Raw genomic sequence first — 26,229 nt, 5'->3', positions numbered from 1 at the left:
TGTAAAATATTCTCCCATTTAATACAATATTATATTTCCATAATTATTGGCAATATCATAGGTTTTCTCTTTGTCTTTTCATAGAGAAATGATCTAAGTACTTCTTTTACATTGGATTTTATGCTTGACCATTCTGTAATATGTTTTTCCTGGCAATTTTTCAAAGCACCCCGTACAAGTTCTCTTGCTTCTTCCATTAGATCCTCTGATTCCCTAACATAAACAAAACCTCTGGATATTATATCAGGTCCCGCAATAACAGTACCCGTTTCTTTTTCAATTGTAATTACCACTGTAAGTATTCCATCTTGAGAAAGATGTCTTCTGTCCCTTAAAACTATATTTCCCACATCTCCAACTCCAAGTCCATCTACAAAAACCTGACCGGATACCACTGTTCCAGTTTTTCTTATGGAATCTCTGGAAACTTCTATAACATCTCCATTATCTGCTATAACCACATTATTCGGATTAAGTCCAAGATTCATTGCTAGGTCTGCATGCTGCTTTAAATGTCTGTATTCTCCATGTACGGGCATAAAAAACTTAGGTTTCACAAGAGTGTGCATAAGTTTTAATTCTTCCTGACATGCATGCCCGGATACATGAACATCGGCCAATGCCTCATATATTACCTCTGCTCCCTTTTTAAATAATTGATTTATAACTCTGGAAACTAGTTTTTCATTTCCAGGTATAGGGTTTGCTGAAATTATTATTGTATCTCCTGGAATAATATTTACTTTTTTATGCTCGGAAGCTGCCATTCTCGAAAGTGCCGACATTGGCTCTCCCTGACTTCCCGTAGTTATTATAGCTATTTTGTTCCCAGGATATTTATTTATATTGTCTATATTGATAAGTGTATTTTTCTTAATATCTATATATCCCAAATTCATGGCTACTTCCATTATGTTTTCCATGCTTCTTCCGGAAATTGCCACCTTTCTGTCATATTTCTCAGCAGCTGTAATTACCTGTTGTATTCTGTGAATATTGGATGCAAAAGTTGCAACTATTATCCTGCTCTTTGCCACAGCAAAAAACTTTTGAAATGTCTGTCCTACAGTCCTCTCGGACATAGTATATCCAGGTCTCTCTACATTGGTACTATCCGCCAACATAACAGTTACTCCTCTTTTCCCAAGTTCTGCAAATCTAGCTAAATCAATTACACTACCATCAATAGGCGTGTAATCCACTTTAAAGTCCCCGGTATGAAGTATGATCCCCACAGGAGTATAAACTGCAATGGCCATGGAATCAGCTATACTGTGACTGGTTCTTATAAATTCCACAGACATGTTATCTAATTTAATCACATCTTTTGCCTTTACACATTTTAAATCCACTACGTCATTTAAATTATGCTCTTTTAATTTGGATTCAACAATACCTAGCGTCAATTTAGTGCCATATACCGGTACATTAATCTCCCTTAACACATAGGGCAACGCTCCTATGTGATCTTCATGACCATGAGTTAAAAATATACCCTTCACCTTATTTACATTCTTTTTAAGATAGGTGATATCAGGTATAACTATGTCAATTCCCAGCATCTCTTCATCTGGAAATTTCAAGCCACAATCAATCACTATTATCTCGTCTTTGTATTCTATCACTGTAAGATTCTTTCCTATCTCACTTAGTCCACCTAATGGAATAATTTTTACTTTATCTTTTTCCTTTCGCAAAAAAATCTTTCCTCCTTATTTAATTTATTTTATTATTTCTGCAACTAGTAATATGTAACTTATGAATAAACCATTCATAACGCAGTATGAATATTAAATTTCAAAATACACCGAACCCACATTTTCTGCTAAATAGTTCCCCATAGATATACAAATTGCAATTATTATTTGTATTTGCCTGACTTTTTACAGTCGCTGCATATTCCATAAAATTTTAAACTGTGATTTAAAATTTTAAAATCATATTTTTTTTCTATTTTTCTTTCCAGAGGTTCCAAAAGATCATCCGTTACCTCTATTATCTTCGAACATTTAGTGCATATTAAATGATGATGCTGGTGATTTTCTTCCTTGTGTATTATTTCATATCTGTTACACCCATCATCTAAATCCAATTTGCATATGACTCCTATATCATCTAGAAGTTGTACTGTTCTATACACTGTAGCTAAACCAATTTCGGGACATTCACCTCTAACTTGATCATATATTTCTTCCGTTGTTAAGTGCTGACCCTCATTTCTTATTATAATATCAACTACAGCTCTTCTCTGAGGTGTAAGTTTATACCCCTTTTCCTTTAAGCTATTTTTTAATCTCTCTATTTCTGAAGAGGAAAGCTTTGACATCACTATACCCCATTTCAACTTAAATTTAAAATATTTCCAAAATTTATATAGTACAAGTCTAATATAGTATAAAACCATTGTCAATTGAAAATCAATTAATACTAAAATTAAAAGTCTCACTTTATGAAGCTTCTAATTTTAATATTAATTGGACAGCTATTGAAATAAAGTCTCATATACCCCTGAAACCTCATTAAATTCATCTTCATCTTCTACCGTTGCAAAAATTTCTTCTCCATTTCCATCTTCTATTATTTTAAGCACTATGGCTTCCTCTGATTCTTTACATTCTTCAGGCATTGCAATAACATATTCTCTGTCCTCTATATCCAATTTAGTAATCACTTCAAATTTAACTTTTTTTCCATTCTCATCTTCCAGCACTAAATTTTCAATATCATTTTCCATATAAGTTTTACCCCTCTTAAATTAAAAATCGGCTCCACAAAAGCAATCATTTTGAAATGCTGTCTAAATATCCCTGTAAAATATACGTAGCTGCCATTTTATCCACTATCTTTTTTCTCTTTGCTCTGGATAAGTCCCCTTCCAGCATAGCTCTATTGGCTGCCACAGTGGTTAGTCTTTCATCCCACATCTTTACTGGCAACTTTATAAATTCTTCTATGCTTTTGCAAAATTTTATTACCTTTTCACTCTGAGGCCCCAGTGTTCCATTCATATTTTTAGGAAGTCCAGAGACAATCAGTTCTACATTATACTTTTCACAAACAGCTTTCAGCTCATCAATATCCCTTTCCTCGTTTCTTCTCCTTATAGTGGTGACTCCCTGTGCCGTAAATCCCAATGGATCACTTAGTGCAACACCTATAGTCCTATCGCCTATATCCAGTCCCAGTATTCTCACATTTTCACTCTCCTCAATTATTATGCTCATATTTAAAATAAAAATGCCCTAAAAGGACATTTTTATTTTATGCCTAAATAGGCTTTCAAGACTTCCTCAAGTATTTCATCTCTCTCAAGCTTTCTAACCAATGACCTTGCTCCATTATAATTTGTTATATAAGTTGGATCACCTGAAATCAAGTATCCCACCAACTGATTTACCGGATTATACCCTTTTTTAATTAGCGAATCATAAACTTCAGTTAATATTTCTTTTGTCAGTGCTTTTTTGCTTTCGGAAATGTCAAACTGAATAGTATTGTCGTTGCTCATATATATCACCCCGCTAACATTCTAATAAGTCTATTATAAAACATATTTCATAAAATGTATACTATCTAACTTTTTTTCCCATAATCATACTGCATTTTCCTATAGCTTCTTCCAATTTTTCAGGTAATTTTCCCCCGGCTTGAGCCATATCCGGTCTTCCGCCCCCACTTCCTCCAGTTATGGATGCAATTTCCCTTATAATTTTTCCGCAGTGAATACCATTTTTTACTGCTTCTTTAGTTGCCATAGCTACAAGTTGAACCTTTCCATTTACACTGCTTCCCAATACAACCAGACAATTTTCATATTTGCTTCTTATTTTATCTGCCAATTCTCTAAGGGCATTGGCATCAACTTCTTTTAGTACACCTGTAAGAAGGCTTGTGCCTCCAACCACTTTCACTCCATTTAAAATATCAGTTTCTGCATTTCCTGCTAATTTTAATTTTAACTCCTGAATTTCTCTTTCAGCTGCCTTCAATTCGTTAAATTGCAAATCCAGTTTATGAATTACTTCCTTTTCAGAACATTTCAATTTACTTGATATTTCCTTTAACATATCATTTTTTGAATTTAAGTATTTCATTGCACTTTCCCCTGTAACAGCTTCTATTCTTCTTATGCCAGAAGCTATTCCAGTTTCAGAAATTATTTTAAACAATCCTATTTCACCGGAGTTGTTTACATGTGTTCCCCCACAAAGCTCTTTGCTAAAATCTCCTACAGAAACCACCCTTACCTTATCCTTATATTTACTGTCAAAAAGTGCTATTGCACCACTTTCCCTAGCTTCTTCTAAAGACATCACAGCAGTTTTTACCGGTTGAACCGCCATTATATTTTTATTGACTATATCTTCAATTTCCTCCAATTTCTCATGGTTTAAAGCTTCAAAATAATTAAAATCGAATCTCAACCTGTATTCATCTACATAGGAACCAGCTTGATGTACATGTTCTCCCAGAACTCTTCTCAGTGCTTCATCTAATATATGAGTTGCAGTATGATTTTTCTTTATACTGTTCCTCCTATTTTGATCTACACTTAAAATGACATCATCATCCAAACTTAAGGTACCTGAAGTTACCTTTATAAAATGAAGTATTTTACCTGCTACATTATTCTTACAGTCTAAAACTTCACCCTTGAAATTTTCATTATATACAGTTCCGCTATCTCCTACCTGGCCACCCATTTCAGCATAAAAAGGCGTATTTTCAACTACAATAACTCCTTCTTCCCCTTCACTTAGAATGGAAACAAATTCTTCATCTTTCAACATGAGCTTAACCCTGGAATTGGATTTTAACCTATCATAACCTTCAAATATAGTGTTCACTTCCAGAGGAATTTTATTTAACAGGGTATCTTCTGCGCCCATATAATTTGTCTCCATCCTGGCAGCTCTTGCCATATCCCTTTGATTTTTCATATTCTTATTAAAGCCTTCCAGATCTGCAGTCATATTTTTTTCTTCTAATATTTCTTCAGTAAGCTCTACAGGAAAACCATAAGTATCGTATAGTTTAAATACCTTATCTCCCTGTAGTGTTGAACTATTATCCACCTTTAACTGGGTTATAAATTCATTTAAAATCTGAATTCCACTATCTATTGTTACCGCAAATCTTTCCTCTTCAATTTTTATGACCTTTTTTATATAGTCTTCCCTTTCTCTCAATTCAGGATAACTTTCATAGGAATTATCTATAACTACTTTAGAAATTTTATATAAAAAAGCTCCTTTTATTCCAAGAGACTTTCCATGTTTAGCTGCCCTTCTCAAAAGCCTTCTCAGTACATATCCACGTCCTTCATTAGATGGAAGTATTCCATCACTTATCATAAATATAATACTTCTTATGTGATCTGTTATTATCCTAATGGATACATCACTATTTTTATCCTTACCATAGGGGTTACAGGACATATCACTTACTTCTTTTAATATAGCTTTTATAGTATCAATTTCAAATATGCTTTCCTTACCCTGCATTATAACTGCCATTCTTTCAAGCCCCATACCCGTATCTATATTAGGCTTTGGAAGTCTGTTATAATTTCCCTGTTCATCCCTATCAAATTGGGTAAAAACCAGATTCCAAAATTCTAATACCCGGTCATTATCCCCCGCTTTTACAAATTCTTCTACAGTGTCTATCTTCCCTTCTCCTCTATCATAATGAATTTCAGAACAAGGCCCGCAGGGACCTACACCATGTTCCCAAAAATTATCTTCCTTTCCCAGTCTAAAAATTCTTGAACTATCTATATCTGTATCTTTTACCCATATATCATAGGCCTCATCATCATCTAAATATATTGTAACATATAATTTATCCTTCGGCAGTTTCAAAACCTGAGTGGTAAATTCCCATGCCCAAGGAATTGCTTTCTTTTTAAAATAGTCTCCAAAAGAAAAATTTCCAAGCATTTCAAAAAAAGTACCATGTCGTGAGGTTTTCCCAACGTTTTCAATATCTCCTGTCCTTATACACTTCTGACAGGTAGTCACTCTGCTTCGAGGTGGGATCTTAAGTCCTGTAAAATACGGTTTAAGAGGTGCCATTCCAGCATTTATCAAAAGTAAACTCTTATCATTTTTAGGAACCAAAGAAAAGCTATGCAGTCTCAAATGTCCTTTACTTTCAAAAAAACTCAAGTATAGCTCTCTAATTTGGTTTAGTCCTAATTTTTCCATATACATCTCTCCTTTGTATTGTATAAATCATTTTTATATCAATCGTCATAGATTTAACTTTTGCCCAAATAAATAAAAATCCTTCACTCCCACAAGGGACGAAAGATTTTTTTCGCGGTACCACCCTAATTATACAGATATTTAAAATAAAATCCGTATCTCTTAAATAGTATAATACAAGTTCATAGACAGCTTCAACATATCTCGCAAGAAGTTCGCACCTTCCACTTCCTCTCTTTTATATGAGAAAATATTTACTCCTTCTACTCATCACTTTATCATTCAATTAATATACAAATTATAAGTTAAATGCACACTTATGTCAATATTTATCACCAGGTAGATCAAAATAAATAATAATTTAAATCTTCGTACAATATTTTAATTATAACTCCTATGGGCACTGCCAGTATCATTCCAATAAACCCTGCTGCTTTTCCCCCAATTATCAAAAGAAGTATTATTACCAGAGGATGCATGCTTATACTATCTCCCGTAACCTTTGGAGATAGTATATTGCCTTCTACCTGCTGCAATATATAAAGCCATATTGCAGTCCATAGTGCCACTCTAGGGGATTTTATAATGGCTATAACTATAGCCGGTAAGGCACCAAATATAGGCCCAAAATATGGAATTATATTAAAGAAGGCATTTAAGACAGATAATATTATGGGAAAATCCACTTTTAAAACTACTAAAATAAAAAATGTAGCTATACCTACCAGTGCACTTAAAATGAGTTGGCTCATTATATATCTGCCCAATATTTTATCTGCGTGACAACACACTTTTTCAATTATATTTCTACTGCTCATTGGAAATATAGAAAGTATTGTTCCATTTATACACTCTCCATCTGCCAGAAAATAATAGGTTATTATGGGTATTACTATTATGGATAAAAGGTTTTGTCCTATATACATCAATGAATCAAATATTCTGGTACATATATTCATAATTCCACTGTCAATTTTACTGTTTAAATTTACAATAAGTGCATAAATAGTCTTATTATCTTGAACTGGCTTTAATTTCATATAAAAATTATCCACCATACTTTGGATACTGCCTGCAGTGGCCTTTAAATTCAAACTCTCCTTAAATAAAGACGGTATGAGAATTGCAAATGTGCTTATTACTAACAATATCAACAAACTTATTAAAAAAAAGGCGCTTATCCTTTTGTTTATTCCTTTGTTTAACATTGAATTATATATTGGTTTTAGTGTATATGCTATTAAAAAAGATATAAAAATCAAATATATTATTTCTCTTAACAAGGAGCTCATGATAATAAATACAATGACTACCGCAGTCATTACTATCATTGTCAAGTATCTGATATTGCTTTTTTTATGAACATTCATAGATATCATCTTCCATAATTTTAGTCAAATTTAAAAGTCTTAACTTTCTTCTCTTTTTAATAATTTATGAGCTGAATTAAAAAACTTAAGATTTGGGTTTTTCCCTCTGTAGAGCAAATTTTTATCTCCCAGTATCAAATCATCTACAAGCAATATTTTTTTGCCACTTATAAAATTATTTATAAATCCAATAGACAATATAACAGCTTTTATTGAAAACTCTTTTTTATCAAATAACATATCCTCAACTACACCAATGAGATCACCTTTTTTATCCACTACATTCATATTTTTTATATGTTCGAATTGAAGATATTCACCTCTGCTTACAGCAGTCACAATTATTACAGATGTAAAATTTACCACGTCATTTATATGAACATTCAATACCTTTTTAAATATATTATTTGGAGTTATTACGAATCCATCTATTTTTTTATTGTTGAAATTCAATATTATATCACTTATAAATCCCAGTGAATTTCCAGAAAGATCTATAACATCCTTAAATATAAAATCCATTGTCCTATACAAAATATCACCTTTAATTTGAAAATAATATTTTTATTTTATCCAAAAAATAAAAAAAATATAACTCTAACAAGTTATATTTTAAAAAACTATTTATTTATCTCTTTTATTCTTGATTTTTATCATTTTATTATAATCATCTACCATATCCTGTAGAGTAGTAAATTTCATAACTTGATCCATACTATCTTTAATTTTACTCCATAAAAGTCTGGTAGCACAACAATCCACCTTGCTGCAGGAACTTTCATTATTTTCATCTATACAATCTGAAATTTCTATAGGACCTTCCAATACTTCTATTATATCTGCTATAGTTATATCCTTAGGTTCCCTATTTAAAATATATCCGCCCTGCGCTCCCCTTATGCTCTTAATTAAATCAGATTTCCTTAAGCCGGAAAATAACTGTTCCAAATAATATTCTGATATGTTTTGTCTTTCCGATATACTTTTTATAGATGAAGGCTCTTGGCTGTAATGGATAGCTAAATCCACCATAGCTTTTACACCATATCTTCCTTTCGTGGACAGTTTCAATTAATCACTTCCCATCTATTCCTTGGATCAATTCACTATTATATTTTTTATATTATCAAATCAGAGTAAAATTGTCAACTATGAATTTTGAGATAAGATACATTTATGAAATCAATGCTTGAATTTTCATGAATATAACCAGCCCACCAGATTTATTGCCCCCATAATACAGTTGACAAATAAGTTAGTTTTTTTTAATATAGATATATGCCATATGGGGGCATAATGCATATTTATTATAATATAGAAAGGCAGTGTTCCATTATGAATATCATTAATAAATTTCGAGAAGAAGAGGGATTTCGTACATTATGCTTAACCATACTATCAGGTATATTTCTATTGGTAAGCTTTTTTAGATGGATTCCTGGATTGCCTTTTGATGCAGCTTGGATAGCTATTGTTATAAGCGGTATTCCCATTGTTTTCGGGGCCATTAAAGGATTAATAACAGAATTTGATGTTACTGCTGACGTATTAGTTGCAATTGCACTAATTGCAGCAATTATCATAGAACAATATTTTGCCGCTGGAGAAGTTGCTTTCATTATGCAGCTGGGTACAGTATTAGAAGACGTTACAGCAGGAAAATCTCATAAAAGCTTACAGGCACTTATAAAACTCACCCCTCAAAAAGCCTGCCTCCACACTGCAGATGGCGACAGAGAAATATTGGCCTCAGAAGTTAAGACAGACGATATTCTTTTAATTCGTCCCGGCGAAGCTATTCCAGTGGATGGAGAAATTCTCAGTGGAATCACTTCAATTGACCAATCTATTATGACCGGTGAATCCGTTCCCGTTGACCGGATGATTGGAGACGAAGTTTATCAGGGAACCATAAATCAACAGGGCGTTATCAAAATTAAAGCCATTAATCTTGGTGATGATTCTTCCCTAAAAAAAATGATTCGATTGGTTAGGCAAGCCGAAGAGAACAAGGCTCCTATTGTCCGCATTGCAGATAAATGGGCGCGTATTCTTGTGCCCGTTGCCTTGGGTTGTTCCCTGCTAATATGGCTTCTCACAAAAAATATTTATAGAGCAGTTACAGCACTGGTTGTTTTCTGCCCTTGTTCACTGATACTTGCAACTCCTACGGCCATGATGGCCGCGATTGGAAATGCCACAAAAAAAGGAATACTGATAAAATCAGGCTCGGCAGTAGAAGCAGTTGCAAAAATCGATACCCTTGTAATGGATAAAACAGGGACCTTAACCTATGGTAAACTTCAAGTTGAAAATATTAGAATACTTGATGGAAATATAGATAAGGCGTATTTTTTAAAACTAATTGCCAGTGCGGAAAAATTTTCCGAACACCCGTTGGCAAAGGCAGTGCTATTATATAGTGAGAGCCAGGGCATTATTGCAAAAGATCCTGAGTCATTTGCAATGCAAGTCGGGAAAGGTGTTGTAGCAGCTGTTGATGGTCATGAAATCTTAATTGGCATAAAAATTATTGGACAAGAACTCATAAATAATTCTCCAGAAGCCCTAAACCTCATGGAGGAAACTCAAAAATGCGGCAAAACCGTTTTACCCGTTGCTTTAGATGGAAAAATCATCGGAATTATATCCATTGCAGATGTCCTTCGCAGGGAAACTAAAAACACAATATCAGAGTTAAAAAAAGCTGGATTATCACGTATGGTTATGTTGACAGGTGATAATCAGGCAGTTGCCGATTCTATTGGAAAGGCAATAAATATGACTGATATATTTGCTTCTCAGCTTCCAGGAGACAAGGCAGGTTCAATAAAAAATTTAACAGAACGAGGATATTCAGTAGGCATGATAGGTGACGGAGTAAATGATGCTCCAGCTCTAGCCACAGCTTCTGTGGGTATTGTCATGGGTGCCATTGGTTCAGATGTAGCTATTGAGGCAGCAGATATTGCCTTGATGAGCGACGATATAAGCAAACTTCCCTTTTTGATTAGAATTTGCCGTAAGACCAAAAGTCGCATTATTTTCAATATTACTATTTCCATGTTTATTAATTTTTGCGCCATTATATTTGCAGGTTTTGGTATTTTAAATCCTGTGACAGCAGCACTTGTTCATAATTGCGGGTCAGTATTCGTAGTGGTTAATTCTGCTCTGCTTCTTACATACAAAGAACAGGATGAAGTTGCTGCCTAGCAATGCTTTATATTCTTGTTGTATAATTATAATTTAAGGAGAGTGATTTCATGTCAACCTATCAGCACCATGATGTAGATAAACTTTCTCAGAGAATCAATAGAATTCAGGGACAACTAAAAGGTATTTGTAAAATGCTAGAAAATGATAAACCCTGTGATGAAATTATTATTCAGCTTAATTCCGCAAAAGCAGCACTACAAAAAATTAGCCAGATTGTATTGGAAGATCATCTGGAACACTGTGTTCTGGATGCACTTCGTAACGGAAACAAAGAGCCTCAGATTGACAGTTTAAAGCGTGCCTTGAATCAATATACAAAAATGATTTAAAATGCTACCTGCTGGCTCAATCAAATACAAGGGGAATGGGTCAGCAGAGATGCCTAATAGCACTTCTGTTGACCCATTCCCGCTTTCATCAAGTATATATGATTAAACTTCACCTGAACTTAAGAATCATTTGATTTACCTTACCAAAAACTTTTACAGCCTCTAAATTCTAACCCTGATAGCAGTTTACTATTTCTCCATAATAAATTGTATGATAATCCCCTTCATTAGTGCCACCATAACAATCTAAGTCCACTTCTTCCGATAAAAGCTTTTTATCCATATTCCTCTTATATATGATTTTACACTCATAGTACATATTACAGCCATCTATTACTGGACTATTCAGACTTTTGCCAGGTAGTATTTGCAAACCACACTCTTTAAACTTATCAATATCCCTTCCGGATTTAGTTCCGCATATTGAAAAAGCTTTTTTCATATCATCATCAAAACGTACACTTACAGTAAATTCACCGCTGCTTTCTATAAACTCTCTGGTATATCTTGATTCCCTTACAAGCACAGTAAAAACGGGTTTCCTCCATATAACTCCAATACTTCCCCATCCTATAGTCATGGTATTTACTTTCCCATTGTATTTACTAGTTAAAAAAGCCCTTCCTTTACTTATGTTTTTAATAGTTTGATCCATATTTTCTGTAAATTCCATAATAATACCTCCTAGAAATCTTTATCGTATTCTTTTTCCCTGTTTTTAAAATATACAACTTTCAGATTACAAAGCTGGGCAACTTCCCCTGCCTCTTTAAAGTTTGCCCCTATAACCGAAGGATCATGCGCATCAGATCCCACAGTTATATACTTTCCCCCTAACTCATTAAATCTTTTATATATATCAAGTATATTTTTCACCGAACTGTCACTGTCAAGCCTTCTAGTATTTAATTCCAGGCATTTATCTTTTTCTATAAGTTTTTTTAATATCTCGTCTATTATATCCGAGAATTCACTGTAATATAATTCATTATTTTTAAATTTGGCATATCTAGCTATATAATCAATGTGTCCCAGGCTATCTATAAAATCAAAATACCCTAAATTATTCAGCATTACTTGAAAATACTTTAAATAAGCCTCATCTTTGGTTTTCCCTTCATAGTAATCAGGATAATATAGATCCTTATTTTCCACTAAATGTATAGAACCTATTACGTAATCAAATGAATTATTTTCTATGAGTTTTTTGCTCTCTTTTACACAATCTTCTTTCATGCCAAGTTCTATTCCCAAAAGCAGGTTATCATTTCTCCATTTAGAATATTCAGCATAGTATTTATCCACATCAAAACAAAATAGATTATTTTTGGGGAAATTAATATCCATATGTTCTGTTATTATAAAAGACAGACCATTTTCTTCAGCAGATTTTTTAGCACTTTCTATTTTCATATCTGAATCCGTGGAAAAAATAGTATGTACATGTGTATCAAACAATATATCGCCTCCTGTCAAATTTTAAATTATATACTTTAAAATCACTGTCACCAAGGGAATAGTAAACATGGATATTATTGTGCTCATAAATACAATTCTAGCTGCCAGCTGGGCATCTGCCCTGTACTTCTGTGCAAATATCGAAGCTACAACCGCTGCAGGCATGGCTTCAATTATAGCACATATTTGTATTATCAAGTTTTCTACATGCAATATTTTCAATATTATAACTGTAAAAACCGGTGCCAATATCAACCTCAAAAAACATCCATAATACACCATAAATCCTGAAAAAACATCTTTGAATTTTACCTCAGCTAACATTGTCCCAACTATAATCATAGAAAGTGGAGTAGTCATGGAACCTACCGTACTCGCTGCCATATACAATGTATATGGCATTTTTACAGAAAATAAGAACATCAAAAAACCAATTACTGTTGTAATTATAGCCGGATTTAAAACCACTTTTTTTATTGTTCTCAAATCACTTTTTCCTGTATATATCATTATTCCAATACTGAACATAAAAATATTATAAGGTATATTGAATATGGCTCCGTAAAATATACCCACTTTTCCGAATATACCCGCTAGGACAGGATACCCCATAAATCCGCTATTGGAAAATATGATTATAAATCTCAATACCTTTTTTACCTCATTCTTGTTTTTCAAAGTCAGTACTATGCTGAAAAGTATAAGCCCTGCCTGAAGAATTGCAGAATATATGAATATGGTTTCTGCATTTTCTACCATTTTCTCTGAATAGTTATAATTAAAAGAAGTAAGCAGCATAGCCGGCAGAGTTATTTTCAACAGGAAATCCGACAGACTTTCCTCCGTCTCTTTGGTTATTATATCCTTTTTTCTCGCAAAAACCCCCACCACCATCATAAGTGACAATATTATTACTTGGTTTATTACATTAACGTTCAACAATGTTCCCCCTAATTCTGCTCCACTGAAAGTCAAAACTTATATGTATATTACTCTTCTTCCAGATCAATATACATGCAACTATCTGCACACTTGGAAATTAAATCAGAGATTTCTTTTATTTTTTTATCAGGATCACCTTTCAATATATTAAGTGCCATTTCTCTATTTTCAGCCAAAAACTGATATAAATTCAAAATTATATAATCTCTTATCCTGCAGTATAAGTAATCCTCTTCCATAGATGCTATTCTTTCATTTAAATTCCCTATGGAATTATACCTTTCTATAAAATTCAAATCCTCTTTATTTAGCAAATCTCCATTTTTAAAAACTACTTTTTTATCCGTCACTTCCGTTCTCGATTCATCTTCAATATCTGCTATTATATTAGCGATTTCTTCTGTCTCAGGCAGTTTTTCTTCTTTTGCCCAATTTTCTATAACCTCTAACTGTTTCTGCCAAAGCCTTCTTATGGATATAATATCTGCCTTTAGCACCAAAGCATAAGCCTGATTATTTTCTGCTGATTTTCTTTTTATCCTCAAAGTGTTAAATATACTCTCTTGCCAATAATTTTTTGCTTTTAATATGGGCTTGGCAGACACTTCCACCAATTCAGACAACAATTCAAAATTATCCATTTTACACCCTCCTAAATATATTACATACCATGATTGCAAATTTAAAATTCAATATAATATTCAAATGTTACCTTTATATTATAATCCATTATGTGAAAAATTTGAATGTAGTTTATTCATAAATATTAGATGAAAACATAAATTTTCCCTATTTAACACTCTGAGTTCTCAAAGATTACCCTAAATACTATACATCCTTGAGAATAATCTGCTTCTATTTTTCCACCTTGAAGTTCTACCATACTTTTAGCAATAGCAAGCCCCAATCCACTTCCTCCCCTATCCGAAGCCCTTGACTTATCCAATCTGTAAAACCTGTCAAACAGCTTGTTGATTTCCCTATTACTTATGGGAGAGCATTTATTTTTTATAGAAGTTATAATGCAATTCTCCTCTTTTTTTAATGAAACTTTTACACTACCTGGTTTTGCACTATATCTTATGGCATTTATAAATAAATTTTCAAATATCCTTACAGTTTTATTAGGATCCAAATTTACAAGGAGCCTATCTTTGGGAAAATCTTCATCAATGGTAATGGAGTTCTTCTCACAAATTGGAACCATTTCTTCTATAAGCTGCTCCAATAAGCCATTTAAGGATATAAGATGCTTGTTTAAGGCCACTGCATGATTGGTGAGCTTAGTGTACTCAAATAAATCATTTATTAAGATTTCCAATTTCTCGGATTTATTATAAGCTATATTTATATATTTCTCCAACTGGAATTTATTTTCATATTTCTTATCCCTAATGAGTCCGAGGTATCCTTTAATGGAAGTAAGGGGAGTTCTCAGATCGTGAGATACGTTGGTTATGAGCTCATTTTTCATGCGCTCTACCTCCCGCTCCTTTTCTATCTTATTATTCAGTTTTTCCGCCATAAAATTTATATTATCTGACAATGATGCCAGTTCATCTTCTCCCTGACTTTTTATTCTGTAATTTAAGTTTCCCTTTGACATTTCAACAAGTCCGTTGGATATATTCTCTATATATTTCATTTTTTTATTAGTGGCAAAATAAAATAATGTAAGAAAGGATATAAATGCTGCAATGGTACCTGGAATAGGATTATAGCTTTTTTCATAGGTTATTTCGTATTCAGGCATAGCTTTTAACACCAAATAAGCTTTACTATCATTGAAATCTATAGGATAAAAGCTGATATATTCTCTATTTTCATTTACACTGACATCTTTATCTCTATATACATTTTGAATATTTTTCATTATCTCCAGAGAACTTTTTATTGAATTTTTTATTGTAGTATACACATCTATTTGAGTTTCATCTGTATTATTTGATTTGTATAAAACCTTTCCATCCAAATTTGTAATCATTATTTTTTCCGTATCCGATCTATTATAGTCATCTATTATTTTTTGAATTTTATCCTTGTTATTTACGCTAATATTCATACTTCTCATTTTTTCCGCTATAGTATTGGCGTTAACAGATATTTTATCTATTCCCTTGCTGTAATCCACTCTAGCAGACATATTTCTGTTTTGAAAAATAATGCCTGTAACTTTACCAATAGCAAAAGCGGCTACAAAGCATAGGGCAAATGTAATTATGATTTCAAATCTTATACTGCTCTTCATTTTTTTCCAGACAGATTTGTGAGTCTGTATTAATGGTATTTTTAAAATGTTACCAAATTTAATTTTCAATTTTATATCCTACCCCCCAAACGGTCTTTATAAACCGAGGTTTTCTGGGATTTTCCTCTATTTTCTCTCTTATTTTTCTTATGTGAACCATTACTGTATTGTCGGACTCAAAGAAATCCTCTTTCCACACCTTCTCATAGATCTTTTCTATGCTAAATACCACTCCTCTATTTAGAGCCAACAGCTTTAATATCTCAAATTCTCTTGGAGTAAGTTTTGCATACCTGTCTCCCACTTTTATTTCATGGGTTTTAGTATTTATAACTAAATCATCAACTTCAATTATCCCATTTTTGGCCTTTTCGGGAAGATTTAATCTTTTATATCTTCTCAGCTGAGATTTAACTCTAGCCACAAGCTCCAGCGGGTTAAAGGGTTTTGTCATATAGTCATCCGCACCTGTTGTAAGTCCTAGTATTTTATCTAAATCCTCACTTTTGGCAGACAGCATTATAATAGGCATATTCTTAATTTTTCTCATTTTTATGCAGGTATCAATTCCATCCATTTCAGGCATCATTATGTCTAAAATCACCAGTTCTATATCCTCATTGTTCTTTAAAATTTGTAAAGCTTCTAACCCATTAGAAGCTTTACATACTTTATATCCTTCATTCACTAAATATATTTCGATTAAATTTCTAATTTCTTCTTCATCGTCCACCACCAATATAATTTCTTTCCCCATATTGTACTCCTCTCTAAAATGAATACAGCAAAAAATCTGTATATAACCTCTGCCAACAGTATAGCAAAAATCAAGTCTAAAATCACATGCTGTTTTACAAGCTGCGTGGATACCATTATAATTATTGCCATAAAATTTATTATAAATTTATTATAAATTTTTTTTGTTTCCCTGGCCCCTCTAACAACAGCATAACACGTCAAAACATGTATACTTGGAAAGCAATTAAAAGGTTTATCCCATTTATATGTCAGCCTTATGATATGTGAAAAAATATCATTTCCCTGAATAGCAGGTCTAGGAACTGTAGTTTGAAAGAAAAAATAAATTATATAACATGAAAGCATTCCAAAAACTATAGTTATCATAGTTTTGTAGTAGGCATTTCTGCAATTAAAACAAATATATACAATAGTTAAAATTATAAAGGGATACCACATCCAATAGGGAATTATAAATTCCTTTATAAAGGGAATGCTCCTGTCAAAATCAGTAACTAGATTATAACATCCATTAATTGAATTATTTAATTTTCCATACATTATATTGATAACAGGTATGATAAACATCAAACTCAGTGGTAAAAAATTTGCTTTTATATTTTTCAATACATCACCATCCTTTATAACATTCCATAATTTCTATTATAAAAAAAAATTCTTAATTATTTACTATTTAAATTCTTAATTATTTCTTAAATATTTAAAGTCTACATAAAGTTATGAATTAAAAGTTAGAATGTTTTGTTGATTTTCGGTATCCATTATTCACTGTCAACTGATTCTCCCATGTAATATAAAAATAAAAAGAGCCATCTCAAAAATTTTGAGATGAACCCATTTTAAAACTTTCCAGATTTTCTTAGTGTATATAATAATCCGCTAATGTATTCCCTCCATAACCTTTCTGCTAGTTTTTTTATTACATATTTTTTGTCTTCTCTTTTCAAGTTCTTCAGTTATATCTTTCAAGTTCACCTTTTGATTTGACATTAGAACTAAGAGATGATATATCAAATCACATATTTCATAGACTTCTTCTTCTTTATTATTATTCTTGCTTGCAATTATTACCTCTGAACTTTCCTCCCCTACCTTTTTAAGTATCTTGTCAATTCCCTCTTTAAATAGATAACTTGTATAGGAACCTTCTATAGGATTTATCTTTCTGTCCTCTATAACGCCGCATAATTCTTCTAATATTCTTTGCAATTCCATAAAAAATACACCCCTTTTAATATAACTTTTTATAAAAACAGCTTCTATGGCCTGTATGACAAGCTGCTCCTATTTGATTTACTTTTATCAAAATAGTATCACAATCACAATCTAAATTTATACTATTTACATATTGATAATGGCCTGATGTAGCACCTTTATTCCAAAGTTCATTTCTAGTTCTGCTCCAGAACCAGGTTTTTCCCGTTTCAATGGTTTTCTCCAGAGATTCTTTGGTCATATATGCCAACATGAGCACCTCTCCATTTTGAAAATCTTGAATTACAACAGGAATAAGTCCCCTTCCCTTTTGAAAATCTATCTTTTGTAAAATTTCTGTGTCCATTTTCTATCACCTTTGCACATATTTTATAATCTAACTGGAATATCTTTAGTTTTGAGATATTGTTTAACTTCTCCTACAGTAAGTTCTCCATAATGAAACAGTGAGGCTGCCAGTGCCGCATCCGCACCTGCATCATTAAATACATCATAAAAATCATTTAAAGATCCACATCCGCCTGAAGCTATTACCGGAATATTTACAAGTTCACAAATGGTTTTAGTCAGTTCTATATCATACCCATTTTCAGTACCATCTGCATCCATACTTGTCAGGAGTATTTCTCCAGCACCCAAATTTTCTGCCTTTTCAATCCATTTTATGGCATCTATTCCCGTATTTTTTCTGCCGCCTTCTACGAATACGTCCCATCCGTCTTTAGAATCTCTTTTTTTTGCATCTACTGCCACCACAACACACTGGGAACCAAATTTATCTGCTGCTTCATATATTAAATCAGGATTTTTTACAGCCGAAGAATTTATTGAAATTTTGTCTGCCCCTGCTCTGAGTATGTTCTTAAAATCATCTATGCCGCATATCCCTCCCCCAACAGTAAGCGGAATAAATACCTTTTCTGCAGTTCTTTCCACCAATTCTATTATGGTTTTTCTCTTTTCATGTGTAGCCGTAATATCCAAAAATACTATTTCATCCGCTCCTTGTCTATTATAGTGTTCAGCTATTTCTACCGGATCTCCTACATCCTGCAAATCAACAAAATTTATTCCCTTAACAACTTTGCCCATATTTACATCCAGACAAGGTATTATTCTTTTGGTGAGCAAATTCATCTCTCCTATCTATATTTATTTACAGATTTCTATTACCTACTTACATAATTCTATGGACTTTTTCAAATCTATATTTCCAGAATATACGGCCTTACCTGTAATAGCACCATATAAACCCATCCTATTTATGTCTTCCAGGTCATTTATATTTTTAATTCCTCCAGAGGCTATTATATTGCAACTAACACTATTTTGGATTTTAAAAAGTTGTTCTAAATTAGGTCCCCTCAAAGTTCCATCTTTACTTATATCCGTAAATATTATGGTATTAACCCCTATACTTTCCATATTTCTGGCAAGATCTATATAATCAACATCACTTACACGAATCCATCCATTCACTGCTACTTTGCCATTTTTTGCATCTATTCCTACAGCTACTTTTTCTCTATATTTTTTTACTGCCTTTTTTACAAAATCAGGATTTTTCAAAGCTGCAGTTCCAAGTATTACTCTTGATACACCTATTTCTACAAGCATGTCTATGGTCTCTATATCCCTTATGCCCCCACCAAGTTCCACAGGAATTTTAACTGCCTCCACCACTTTTGATATGGCTTCCATATTTTTTATTTTTCCATCAAGGGCTCCATCTAAATCTACCATGTGAATATACTCTGCACCTTTTTCTTTAAAACTCAGCGCTACTTTCGCCGGATCTTCACCTACTATTTCAGATTTTTCAAATTTTCCCTGATATAATCTAACACATTTTCCATCTCTTAAATCTATTGCTGGGAGTATTAACATATAAAATGCCTCCTTAAATCATCCAATTAAATTGTCATATTTACGAAATTCTTTAACATCTTGATACCTACATCGCCACTTTTTTCTGGATGAAATTGAGTCCCGTAAACATTACCTTTATTTACAACAGCTGGTACATCTATCTCTCCATAAGTGCCGTAGGCATTTAAATTCTCCTTTGATTTCAATTTTGCGTAAAAAGAGTGCACAAAATATACATAACTGTTTTCAGGCACATCTTTTAAAATTTCACACTGCTTTTCAATGATTAAATTATTCCATCCCATATGAGGTATTTTTATGTTCCCGTACAATTTCACTATTTTACCCGGTATCAGCCCAAGTCCTTCACATTCTTCTATTTCCTCTCCCATATCAAACAGAAGCTGCATTCCAAGACATATGCCTATAAAAGGTTTCCCACTTTGTGCCTCTTTTTTTAAAATCTTATCCAGATTTCTTTTTTTTAAGTTTTTCATGGCTTCGGGAAAAGCACCCACTCCTGGAAGTATAATTCCGCTGCACTTTTCTATTTCATGTTCATCTGAAGTTATCTTGCTGTCCGTTCCTATATATTTAAGTGCCTTTTGAACACTTTTTAAATTTCCCATACCATAATCTATAATGCAAATCAATTTATACACCCCTCTTCTAAATAGGAAATTCTATATTATATACTGCCTTTTGTAGACATTATACCGTTTATGCTGTTATCTACGGACACTGATTCTTTAAACGCATGACCAAAAGCCTTAAATATACCTTCTATAACATGATGGGTATTTTTCCCATACAGTACTTTTATATGAAGTGTCATTTCTGCATTAAATGCCAATGCCCTAAAAAATTCCTCTATAAGCTCCGTATCCATTTGTCCGACTTTTTCGGTATTAAAATGAGCATCAAATACAAGATAAGGCCTTCCACTTAAATCTATAGATACCATAGACAAGCTCTCATCCATTGGCACGAAAAAGGTACCATATCTTCTTATGTTTTTTTTATCACCCAGTGCAGTTTTTATACATTTTCCCATGACAATTCCTATATCCTCTATGGTATGATGGAAGTCCACATCCAAATCACCCTTTGCCAATACATCTAAATCTGTCATTCCATGCTTTGCCACCATACAGAGCATATGATTAAAAAAACCTATGCCCGTATCTATCTTATATTTCCCACTTCCGTCCAAATCCATTTTAACCTGTATATCAGTTTCATATGTTTGTCTAGAAAGTTTTCCTATTCTCACAAAAACACCTTCTCCATTAGAATCATTTTAATATGCTACGTAAAGTTTTTATAAAAATTTTATTTTCCTCTCTGCTTCCTACAGTTATCCTCAAAAAATTTTTTAACCTGTTGTCGCTGTAATTTCTAACAACTATTTTATTTCCCAGAAGTTTTTTATATACAAAATCTGCATCTTCGAATCCTACCAGTACAAAGTTGGCATATGTAGGATAAGGTTTGATTTTATCTATACCATTTAACTCATTTACTAGAAATTCTCTTTCTCTTTTTATCTTTTCCACAGAGCTTTTTATATAATCCACTTCTGAAAGTAATACCTCTCCTAAAGCTTGCGTTACAGAATTCACATTAAAAGGAGGTTTAGCTTTTTTTATTTCATTTATCATAAAGGAATTGGTAATCAGGAATCCCAGTCTTATAGCAGCAGAGGCCATTGCCTTTGAACAGGTTCTAAGTACTATAAGATTTTCATATTCATAAATGCTGTCAACTATACTTTCCCCATAAAACTCCATATAAGCTTCATCCATGACTACTGCGCAACTGCAATTATTCAATATTTTAAATATGCTTTCTCTTTTCAAAACATTCCCTGTAGGATTATTGGGATTTGATATAAAAAGTATTTTTATCTTCTCTCCATTTATTTTGTCTATCAATTTATCTACGTCCAAATTAAAATTATCATCCAACTGGAAGGTTATGGCTTTTCCACCTGCTGTTTCAGCATAATTTTTATACATGGAAAAGTCCGGTGATAAAGTCATTATCTTTTCATTTTTATCCAAAAGTGCTCCTGTTATAATCTGTATAAGTTCATCTGAACCATTTCCTGCCATTATGTTCTTTTTATTTATTCCTATATACTTGGAATATAACGCACATACTTTTTCAGCAGCAGGATCAGGATATCTGTTAAATTCCACTTTATTTATCTTATCCAATATCTTTTCCATTATATAAGGAGATAATTTTAAAAAGCTTTCATTTGCATCCAATTTTATTTCATAATCCAATTTTGGTACGGTATAGGGTTTAAAATTTTTAAGATTTTCTTTAAATAATCCTTCTATCATAGCCTTATCTCTCCTTTTATCATTTCATTCTGACTTTTATTGAATTGGCATGGGCTGTAAGCCCCTCCGCCTCTGCCAGTGTTACAATTTTACCTCCCACTTTCAAAAGTGACTGCTTTGAATAATGAGTAAAACTGAATTTTTTTATAAAATCATCTACAGATAGCGGTGAAAAAAATCTGGCAGTTCCACTTGTAGGAAGCACATGATTGGGACCTGCCATATAATCTCCTAGAGGTTCCGGCGAAAAATCCCCCATGAATACCGAACCTGCATTTTTTACTCTTCCCAATATTGGAAATGGATCTTTTACACATAATTCCAGATGTTCAGGTGCTATTTTATTGGCCAAATCTATACCTTTTTCTACACTGTCCACTATAAATATAACCCCTTGATTTCTTAAAGATTTCAATATAATATCTTTTCTTTTCAATGATACTATCTGTTTTTCAAGTTCTTCTTTTACCTGCTGGGCTAATTTTTCCGAGGTAACAACCAATACTGCTGAAGCAAGTACATCATGTTCTGCCTGGGACATCAAATCTGCTGCCAGATAGGACGGCTTAGCTCTTTCATCTGCAATTATCAATATTTCACTTGGCCCTGCTATCATGTCTATATCTACAAAACCATATACATTTTTTTTAGCCATAGCTACATATATATTTCCCGGTCCCACTACCTTATCCACTTTATGAATTGTTTCAGTACCAAAAGCCAAAGCACCTACAGCCTGAGCACCTCCTGCTTTATAAATTTTGTCCACTCCAGCCAAATCTGCAGCTACCAGAATTTTGGGATCTATAGTTCCATCTTTTAAAGGTGGTGTAACCATGGTTATATTCTTAACTCCTGCCACTTTGGCAGGCAGAGTGTTCATCAGTACAGAAGAAGGATAAGCTGCAGTACCTCCTGGCACATATATGCCAACTTCTTCTAAGGGCCTGACCTGCTGCCCCAGTATTACACCCTCTTCCCCCGTAACCATCCATGAATTTCTCTTTTGTTTTTCATGGAAAAAAATTATATTTTCAGCAGCTGTTTTTAAAGCCTCTATAAATTCATTATCTGTCATTTTATAGGCATCTTTTATTTCCTGACCTGTTACCACAATATTGCCCGCATTTACCTTTTTGCTGTCAAATTCATTAGTGTATCTTATAAGAGCTTCATCTCCATTTTTTCTTATATCCTCCAGTATGCTATTGACTCTTAAAATTACACTGTGCTGAGTTTTTTCCCCTTTATTCCTAAAATTATTCAAATACGTTTTTCCTGCTTCTGTATTCGCAATTATTGTATTTATAATTTCACTTTTCATGTTATTCCTCCTAGCTTACAACTTTTTCCTTTTCATTAATTTGCATTTGAACTCTATCTATTATTGTCTCTATTTCATTTTTTTTCATCTTCATACTAGCTACATTAACTACCATTCTTGCACTTATATTACATATATCACGATAGATAACAAGCCCATTTTCTTTTAGTGTATTACCTGTTTCAACTATATCCACTATGGCATCTGCCAGCCCCAGTATAGGTGCTAGCTCTACAGAGCCTTCTATTTTTATGATTTCAACATCTTGTCCCAATTTTCTAAAATAATCCCTGGCTACATTGGGATATTTTGTTGCAATTTTTTTTCTATTGTAACCGGAATAAAAATCAGAGTTTTCAGGTCCCGCCAGTGAAAATTTACAACATCCAAATCCCAAATCCAAAACCTCATAAAAGTTTTTATTTTGTTCAAGGAGGGTATCCTTTCCCACTATTCCTATATCCACTACTCCGTGCTCAACATAAGTAAGTACATCTGGAGCCTTCACCAGTACAAAATCTATATTGTCTTTCAAATTATGAAATATAAGTTTTCTGCCTTTATTCACAATTTCACTGCAATCTATGTGCGCTCTCTGAAATATGTTCACTGCTTCTTTTTCAATTCTTCCTTTAGTTAAAGCTATCCTTATTCTCTTCACATTCACCATCTAAATTTCTCCATTCTCCTATTTTAATAAATTTCATATTTTTTTTGTCAGCATATTCTCTTGCTTCTTTTTCACTATCAAAAAGACTCATCTCCGCAATTATTCCACGATTTCTAAGAATTTGTGCCTTTTTATAAGCTTCCACAAAATTTTTCTTATCATAATATAAAAGTACTTTTTCACTTACACCGCCATAAAATCTTTCACTGTATTTAAGAGCAACAATTATTCCATCTACATCTATAGCAAAACCTGTAGCTGGTTGTTCATCTCCAAATTGGCCCACTAAATTATCATATCTTCCCCCGCTCAGTATATTTCCTCCAAAACCGTGGGTGTATCCCCTGAATATTATTCCAGTATAATAATCTATATGATAAACCATGCCCAGATCCACAGATAAATAATCCTGAAGCCCTATACTTTTTACAATTTCATACACTTCCCTGATATTATCTAAATATCTTAAAGCACTTTTATTATTTGTAAGAGCAGATGCTTTTTCAATTACCTCAATTCCTCCAAACAACTTGGGCAGTTCATTTAAAATATCAAAGGAATTATCATTAAATTTGTTCTTGTTTACATATAATATTTCATTTAATGCTGTAAAATTTTTACTGTCTATACTTTTCCTCAATTTTTCCTTCTCTTCAAGGTTTATATCCAAATCATCTACCAGTGCTTTAAAAAGTTTAGCATGACCAATTTCTATTTTGAAATTTTTAAGCCCACAATTTAATAAAGATATTATTCCAGTTATTATAACCTCTGCATCTGCAGTGATGTTATCTGATCCTATAACTTCAATACCTGACTGGGTTATCTCGCTATTTTTTCCATTTAAGCTCTCATTTGCCCTGTATACATTTGAGTTATAACATAATCTAAGTGGATGAACAGCCTCTTTTAATTTTGTCCCTGCGATTCTCGCGATGGGCGTAGTCATATCAGCTCTCAATGCTAAAATTCTTCCTTGATTATCAATTAATTTATATATTTTTTCCTGAGGCAATATCGAATTTTTCCCATTAAATGTATCATAAAATTCTAAAGTTGGAGATTTTACCTCCATAAATCCACCGCAGACATAAGTTTTTCTCAATATATTTTCTATATCTACTTTTTTTCTGCATTCCTCAAATAGAATATCCTTTGTTCCATCAGGTATATACTTTTTCCAATTTGTCACAGAAGTCACTTCCTTATTTTATCATGCTAATGCTTTAATTCAATACAGTGATAAATTAATCATTATTGTTATTTTACCAGTTAATTTATAAAATAGCAACCCAAATAAAAAATATATAGCAAAAATTTATAGGTTCATTTTATTCTATTAATCATATTTATATTATAAATGTGCAACATTTTGTTTTTCTATTTTGCTTGAAGATGATATGCATATATATTATATTTGTACTATAATAAGTCATTCATTTATAAGTAAGGAGTGAATTTTCATAAAAGAATTATTTAAGAGAGCTAAGGGAAAAATATTATTAATTTTAATAATAACATGTTTGTATTTATTCATCCCCCCCTTAAGACAAGGAATTAATAAATCCATTGATGTATTAAAAAATATAGATGTAGTTTCAGTTAAAAATTATATTTTAAGTTTTGGTGTACTTGCACCAATAATATCATTTTTTTTAATGATACTTCAATCAATAATTGCCCCTTTACCCGCATTTATAATAACTTTTGCCAATGCAGGATTATTTGGATGGATAAAAGGTGCCATTTTATCTTGGTCAAGTGCTATGGCAGGGGCAGCTCTTTGTTTTTACATAGCCAGATTTTTAGGCAGAGATATAGTTGAGAAACTTACATCTAAAACTTCTATAAAAAAAGCAGATGAATTTTTCAAAAATTACGGTAAATATGCTATATTAATTGCCAGATTATTGCCTTTCATATCCTTTGACATAGTGAGTTATGCAGCTGGTTTAACTTCTATGGGATTTTGGCCTTTTTTCATAGCAACTGGACTAGGACAACTTCCTGCTGCCATTGTCTATTCTTATATAGGAGAAATGCTGACAGGTACGGTTAAAACTTTAGTAATTGGATTATTACTTTTATTTGCAGTAACTACCCTAGCTGTTTTATTAAAAAAGATGTGGAATGATAAAAATAAATAATATAAAGCGAAAAAAACACCAGCTAAATTGAAGCTGATGCTTTTTTATTTGGCAGCTTTCCCATTTCATCATAAATAAGATACCCGCCAACATAACAGGTTTATATTATCCATTTAATA

General features: G+C 32.6%; 29 protein-coding genes and 1 other annotated feature. Of the genes, 3 read left to right on the top strand and 26 right to left on the bottom strand.

The window, feature by feature from the left end:
* Positions 1-29 precede the first annotated feature (29 nt).
* The 9 genes from AB8U03_RS04780 to AB8U03_RS04740 form a co-directional block, all read right to left on the bottom strand.
* A complete protein-coding gene (locus tag AB8U03_RS04780; RefSeq protein ID WP_369703411.1) occupies positions 30-1,697 on the bottom strand; it encodes a ribonuclease J in 1,668 nt (555 codons plus the stop codon).
* A gap of 164 nt (positions 1,698-1,861) precedes the next feature.
* On the bottom strand, positions 1,862-2,326 hold the full coding sequence (locus tag AB8U03_RS04775; protein WP_369703410.1) for a Fur family transcriptional regulator: 465 nt from the start codon (positions 2,324-2,326) through the stop codon (positions 1,862-1,864).
* A 156-nt stretch (positions 2,327-2,482) separates the two neighbouring features.
* Positions 2,483-2,734, bottom strand: coding sequence for a DUF1292 domain-containing protein (locus AB8U03_RS04770; RefSeq protein ID WP_369703409.1), 252 nt, complete (start codon positions 2,732-2,734; stop codon positions 2,483-2,485).
* Positions 2,735-2,780: 46 nt separating this feature from the next.
* Positions 2,781-3,194, bottom strand: a complete 414-nt coding sequence (gene ruvX, locus AB8U03_RS04765; RefSeq protein WP_369703552.1) for a Holliday junction resolvase RuvX — start codon at positions 3,192-3,194, stop codon at positions 2,781-2,783.
* Positions 3,195-3,256: 62 nt separating this feature from the next.
* Positions 3,257-3,508 (bottom strand): IreB family regulatory phosphoprotein, encoded by a 252-nt coding sequence (locus tag AB8U03_RS04760; RefSeq protein ID WP_369703408.1) that lies wholly within the window; start codon positions 3,506-3,508, stop codon positions 3,257-3,259.
* A gap of 61 nt (positions 3,509-3,569) precedes the next feature.
* Positions 3,570-6,209: an alanine--tRNA ligase gene (gene alaS, locus AB8U03_RS04755; RefSeq protein ID WP_369703407.1), complete on the bottom strand. Its 2,640-nt coding sequence runs from the start codon at positions 6,207-6,209 to the stop codon at positions 3,570-3,572.
* 91 nt (positions 6,210-6,300) lie between these two features.
* Positions 6,301-6,489 (bottom strand) — a binding site (T-box leader).
* A 64-nt stretch (positions 6,490-6,553) separates the two neighbouring features.
* Positions 6,554-7,579 carry an AI-2E family transporter gene (locus AB8U03_RS04750; RefSeq protein WP_369703406.1) on the bottom strand — a complete coding sequence of 342 codons (1,026 nt, stop codon included), beginning with the start codon at positions 7,577-7,579 and terminating at the stop codon, positions 6,554-6,556.
* A 39-nt stretch (positions 7,580-7,618) separates the two neighbouring features.
* The gene (locus AB8U03_RS04745; RefSeq protein WP_369703405.1) at positions 7,619-8,101 is read right to left on the bottom strand and encodes a PRC-barrel domain-containing protein; all 483 of its coding nucleotides are present in this window, start codon (positions 8,099-8,101) and stop codon (positions 7,619-7,621) included.
* Between the two features lie 102 nt (positions 8,102-8,203).
* Positions 8,204-8,650: an RrF2 family transcriptional regulator gene (locus AB8U03_RS04740; RefSeq protein WP_369703404.1), complete on the bottom strand. Its 447-nt coding sequence runs from the start codon at positions 8,648-8,650 to the stop codon at positions 8,204-8,206.
* A gap of 264 nt (positions 8,651-8,914) precedes the next feature.
* On the opposite strand from AB8U03_RS04740, the gene AB8U03_RS04735 reads away from it, so the two are divergent.
* Both AB8U03_RS04735 and AB8U03_RS04730 read left to right on the top strand, forming a co-directional pair.
* On the top strand, positions 8,915-10,795 hold the full coding sequence (locus AB8U03_RS04735; RefSeq protein WP_369703403.1) for a heavy metal translocating P-type ATPase: 1,881 nt from the start codon (positions 8,915-8,917) through the stop codon (positions 10,793-10,795).
* A 50-nt stretch (positions 10,796-10,845) separates the two neighbouring features.
* Positions 10,846-11,127: a metal-sensitive transcriptional regulator gene (locus tag AB8U03_RS04730; RefSeq protein WP_369703402.1), complete on the top strand. Its 282-nt coding sequence runs from the start codon at positions 10,846-10,848 to the stop codon at positions 11,125-11,127.
* A 169-nt stretch (positions 11,128-11,296) separates the two neighbouring features.
* Here the strand turns inward: AB8U03_RS04730 and AB8U03_RS04725 are convergent, their stop codons facing one another.
* The 17 genes from AB8U03_RS04725 to AB8U03_RS04645 form a co-directional block, all read right to left on the bottom strand.
* Positions 11,297-11,800 carry a flavin reductase family protein gene (locus tag AB8U03_RS04725; RefSeq protein WP_369703401.1) on the bottom strand — a complete coding sequence of 168 codons (504 nt, stop codon included), beginning with the start codon at positions 11,798-11,800 and terminating at the stop codon, positions 11,297-11,299.
* An 11-nt stretch (positions 11,801-11,811) separates the two neighbouring features.
* Positions 11,812-12,585 carry a histidinol phosphate phosphatase gene (locus AB8U03_RS04720; protein WP_369703400.1) on the bottom strand — a complete coding sequence of 258 codons (774 nt, stop codon included), beginning with the start codon at positions 12,583-12,585 and terminating at the stop codon, positions 11,812-11,814.
* 21 nt (positions 12,586-12,606) lie between these two features.
* The gene (locus AB8U03_RS04715; protein ID WP_369703399.1) at positions 12,607-13,524 is read right to left on the bottom strand and encodes an AEC family transporter; all 918 of its coding nucleotides are present in this window, start codon (positions 13,522-13,524) and stop codon (positions 12,607-12,609) included.
* A gap of 50 nt (positions 13,525-13,574) precedes the next feature.
* Entirely contained in the window at positions 13,575-14,168 is a 594-nt protein-coding gene (locus tag AB8U03_RS04710) for a hypothetical protein (protein ID WP_369703398.1), read from the bottom strand.
* A gap of 152 nt (positions 14,169-14,320) precedes the next feature.
* Positions 14,321-15,844, bottom strand: a complete 1,524-nt coding sequence (locus tag AB8U03_RS04705; RefSeq protein WP_369703397.1) for a sensor histidine kinase — start codon at positions 15,842-15,844, stop codon at positions 14,321-14,323.
* Positions 15,834-16,532, bottom strand: coding sequence for a response regulator transcription factor (locus tag AB8U03_RS04700; RefSeq protein ID WP_369703396.1), 699 nt, complete (start codon positions 16,530-16,532; stop codon positions 15,834-15,836). The genes AB8U03_RS04705 and AB8U03_RS04700 overlap by 11 nt, the downstream gene beginning before the upstream one ends.
* A complete protein-coding gene (locus AB8U03_RS04695) occupies positions 16,478-17,140 on the bottom strand; it encodes a phosphatase PAP2 family protein (protein WP_369703395.1) in 663 nt (220 codons plus the stop codon). Before AB8U03_RS04695 ends, AB8U03_RS04700 begins: the two co-directional genes overlap by 55 nt.
* A gap of 273 nt (positions 17,141-17,413) precedes the next feature.
* Positions 17,414-17,749, bottom strand: coding sequence for a phosphoribosyl-ATP diphosphatase (gene hisE / locus AB8U03_RS04690; RefSeq protein WP_369703394.1), 336 nt, complete (start codon positions 17,747-17,749; stop codon positions 17,414-17,416).
* Between the two features lie 16 nt (positions 17,750-17,765).
* A complete protein-coding gene (hisI, locus tag AB8U03_RS04685; RefSeq protein WP_369703393.1) occupies positions 17,766-18,095 on the bottom strand; it encodes a phosphoribosyl-AMP cyclohydrolase in 330 nt (109 codons plus the stop codon).
* A gap of 23 nt (positions 18,096-18,118) precedes the next feature.
* A complete protein-coding gene (gene hisF, locus AB8U03_RS04680; protein ID WP_369703392.1) occupies positions 18,119-18,880 on the bottom strand; it encodes an imidazole glycerol phosphate synthase subunit HisF in 762 nt (253 codons plus the stop codon).
* 42 nt (positions 18,881-18,922) lie between these two features.
* The gene (gene hisA, locus AB8U03_RS04675; protein ID WP_369703391.1) at positions 18,923-19,636 is read right to left on the bottom strand and encodes a 1-(5-phosphoribosyl)-5-[(5-phosphoribosylamino)methylideneamino]imidazole-4-carboxamide isomerase; all 714 of its coding nucleotides are present in this window, start codon (positions 19,634-19,636) and stop codon (positions 18,923-18,925) included.
* Positions 19,637-19,662: 26 nt separating this feature from the next.
* Positions 19,663-20,280 (bottom strand): imidazole glycerol phosphate synthase subunit HisH, encoded by a 618-nt coding sequence (gene hisH, locus AB8U03_RS04670; RefSeq protein ID WP_369703390.1) that lies wholly within the window; start codon positions 20,278-20,280, stop codon positions 19,663-19,665.
* Between the two features lie 26 nt (positions 20,281-20,306).
* On the bottom strand, positions 20,307-20,891 hold the full coding sequence (hisB, locus tag AB8U03_RS04665; RefSeq protein WP_369703389.1) for an imidazoleglycerol-phosphate dehydratase HisB: 585 nt from the start codon (positions 20,889-20,891) through the stop codon (positions 20,307-20,309).
* A gap of 22 nt (positions 20,892-20,913) precedes the next feature.
* Positions 20,914-21,969 (bottom strand): histidinol-phosphate transaminase, encoded by a 1,056-nt coding sequence (hisC, locus tag AB8U03_RS04660; RefSeq protein WP_369703388.1) that lies wholly within the window; start codon positions 21,967-21,969, stop codon positions 20,914-20,916.
* 19 nt (positions 21,970-21,988) lie between these two features.
* Complete coding sequence (gene hisD, locus AB8U03_RS04655) at positions 21,989-23,293, bottom strand: histidinol dehydrogenase (protein WP_369703387.1); 1,305 nt, start codon at positions 23,291-23,293, stop codon at positions 21,989-21,991.
* Positions 23,294-23,303: 10 nt separating this feature from the next.
* Positions 23,304-23,963, bottom strand: a complete 660-nt coding sequence (hisG, locus tag AB8U03_RS04650) for an ATP phosphoribosyltransferase (protein WP_369703386.1) — start codon at positions 23,961-23,963, stop codon at positions 23,304-23,306.
* Positions 23,926-25,155: an ATP phosphoribosyltransferase regulatory subunit gene (locus tag AB8U03_RS04645; RefSeq protein ID WP_369703385.1), complete on the bottom strand. Its 1,230-nt coding sequence runs from the start codon at positions 25,153-25,155 to the stop codon at positions 23,926-23,928. The genes hisG and AB8U03_RS04645 overlap by 38 nt, the downstream gene beginning before the upstream one ends.
* Positions 25,156-25,519: 364 nt before the next feature.
* Between AB8U03_RS04645 and AB8U03_RS04640 the strand changes: the two genes are divergently transcribed.
* Positions 25,520-26,110, top strand: coding sequence for a TVP38/TMEM64 family protein (locus AB8U03_RS04640; protein ID WP_369703551.1), 591 nt, complete (start codon positions 25,520-25,522; stop codon positions 26,108-26,110).
* The last annotated feature ends 119 nt before the right edge of the window (positions 26,111-26,229 follow it).

Origin of the sequence: Clostridium moutaii (genome assembly GCF_041205085.1) — a bacterium.
Taxonomy (GTDB): Bacteria; Bacillota; Clostridia; order Clostridiales; family Clostridiaceae; genus Clostridium_B; species Clostridium_B moutaii.
Note: the sequence above shows the minus strand (reverse complement) of the source record. Positions and strands in the feature narration are given on the sequence as shown.

What these genes read in the sequence shown, in the direction of transcription:
- AB8U03_RS04775 (WP_369703410.1), bottom strand. Translation starts at nt 2,326, where the DNA reads ATGTCAAAGCTTTCCTCTTCAGAAATAGAGAGATTAAAAAATAGCTTA.
- AB8U03_RS04770 (WP_369703409.1), bottom strand. Translation starts at nt 2,734, where the DNA reads ATGGAAAATGATATTGAAAATTTAGTGCTGGAAGATGAGAATGGAAAA.
- AB8U03_RS04760 (WP_369703408.1), bottom strand. Translation starts at nt 3,508, where the DNA reads ATGAGCAACGACAATACTATTCAGTTTGACATTTCCGAAAGCAAAAAA.
- alaS (WP_369703407.1), bottom strand. Translation starts at nt 6,209, where the DNA reads ATGGAAAAATTAGGACTAAACCAAATTAGAGAGCTATACTTGAGTTTT.
- AB8U03_RS04750 (WP_369703406.1), bottom strand. Translation starts at nt 7,579, where the DNA reads ATGAATGTTCATAAAAAAAGCAATATCAGATACTTGACAATGATAGTA.
- AB8U03_RS04745 (WP_369703405.1), bottom strand. Translation starts at nt 8,101, where the DNA reads ATGGATTTTATATTTAAGGATGTTATAGATCTTTCTGGAAATTCACTG.
- AB8U03_RS04735 (WP_369703403.1), top strand. Translation starts at nt 8,915, where the DNA reads ATGAATATCATTAATAAATTTCGAGAAGAAGAGGGATTTCGTACATTA.
- AB8U03_RS04730 (WP_369703402.1), top strand. Translation starts at nt 10,846, where the DNA reads ATGTCAACCTATCAGCACCATGATGTAGATAAACTTTCTCAGAGAATC.
- AB8U03_RS04725 (WP_369703401.1), bottom strand. Translation starts at nt 11,800, where the DNA reads ATGGAATTTACAGAAAATATGGATCAAACTATTAAAAACATAAGTAAA.
- AB8U03_RS04710 (WP_369703398.1), bottom strand. Translation starts at nt 14,168, where the DNA reads ATGGATAATTTTGAATTGTTGTCTGAATTGGTGGAAGTGTCTGCCAAG.
- AB8U03_RS04700 (WP_369703396.1), bottom strand. Translation starts at nt 16,532, where the DNA reads ATGGGGAAAGAAATTATATTGGTGGTGGACGATGAAGAAGAAATTAGA.
- hisE (WP_369703394.1), bottom strand. Translation starts at nt 17,749, where the DNA reads ATGGAATTGCAAAGAATATTAGAAGAATTATGCGGCGTTATAGAGGAC.
- hisI (WP_369703393.1), bottom strand. Translation starts at nt 18,095, where the DNA reads ATGGACACAGAAATTTTACAAAAGATAGATTTTCAAAAGGGAAGGGGA.
- hisA (WP_369703391.1), bottom strand. Translation starts at nt 19,636, where the DNA reads ATGTTAATACTCCCAGCAATAGATTTAAGAGATGGAAAATGTGTTAGA.
- hisC (WP_369703388.1), bottom strand. Translation starts at nt 21,969, where the DNA reads ATGATAGAAGGATTATTTAAAGAAAATCTTAAAAATTTTAAACCCTAT.
- hisD (WP_369703387.1), bottom strand. Translation starts at nt 23,293, where the DNA reads ATGAAAAGTGAAATTATAAATACAATAATTGCGAATACAGAAGCAGGA.
- hisG (WP_369703386.1), bottom strand. Translation starts at nt 23,963, where the DNA reads ATGGTGAATGTGAAGAGAATAAGGATAGCTTTAACTAAAGGAAGAATT.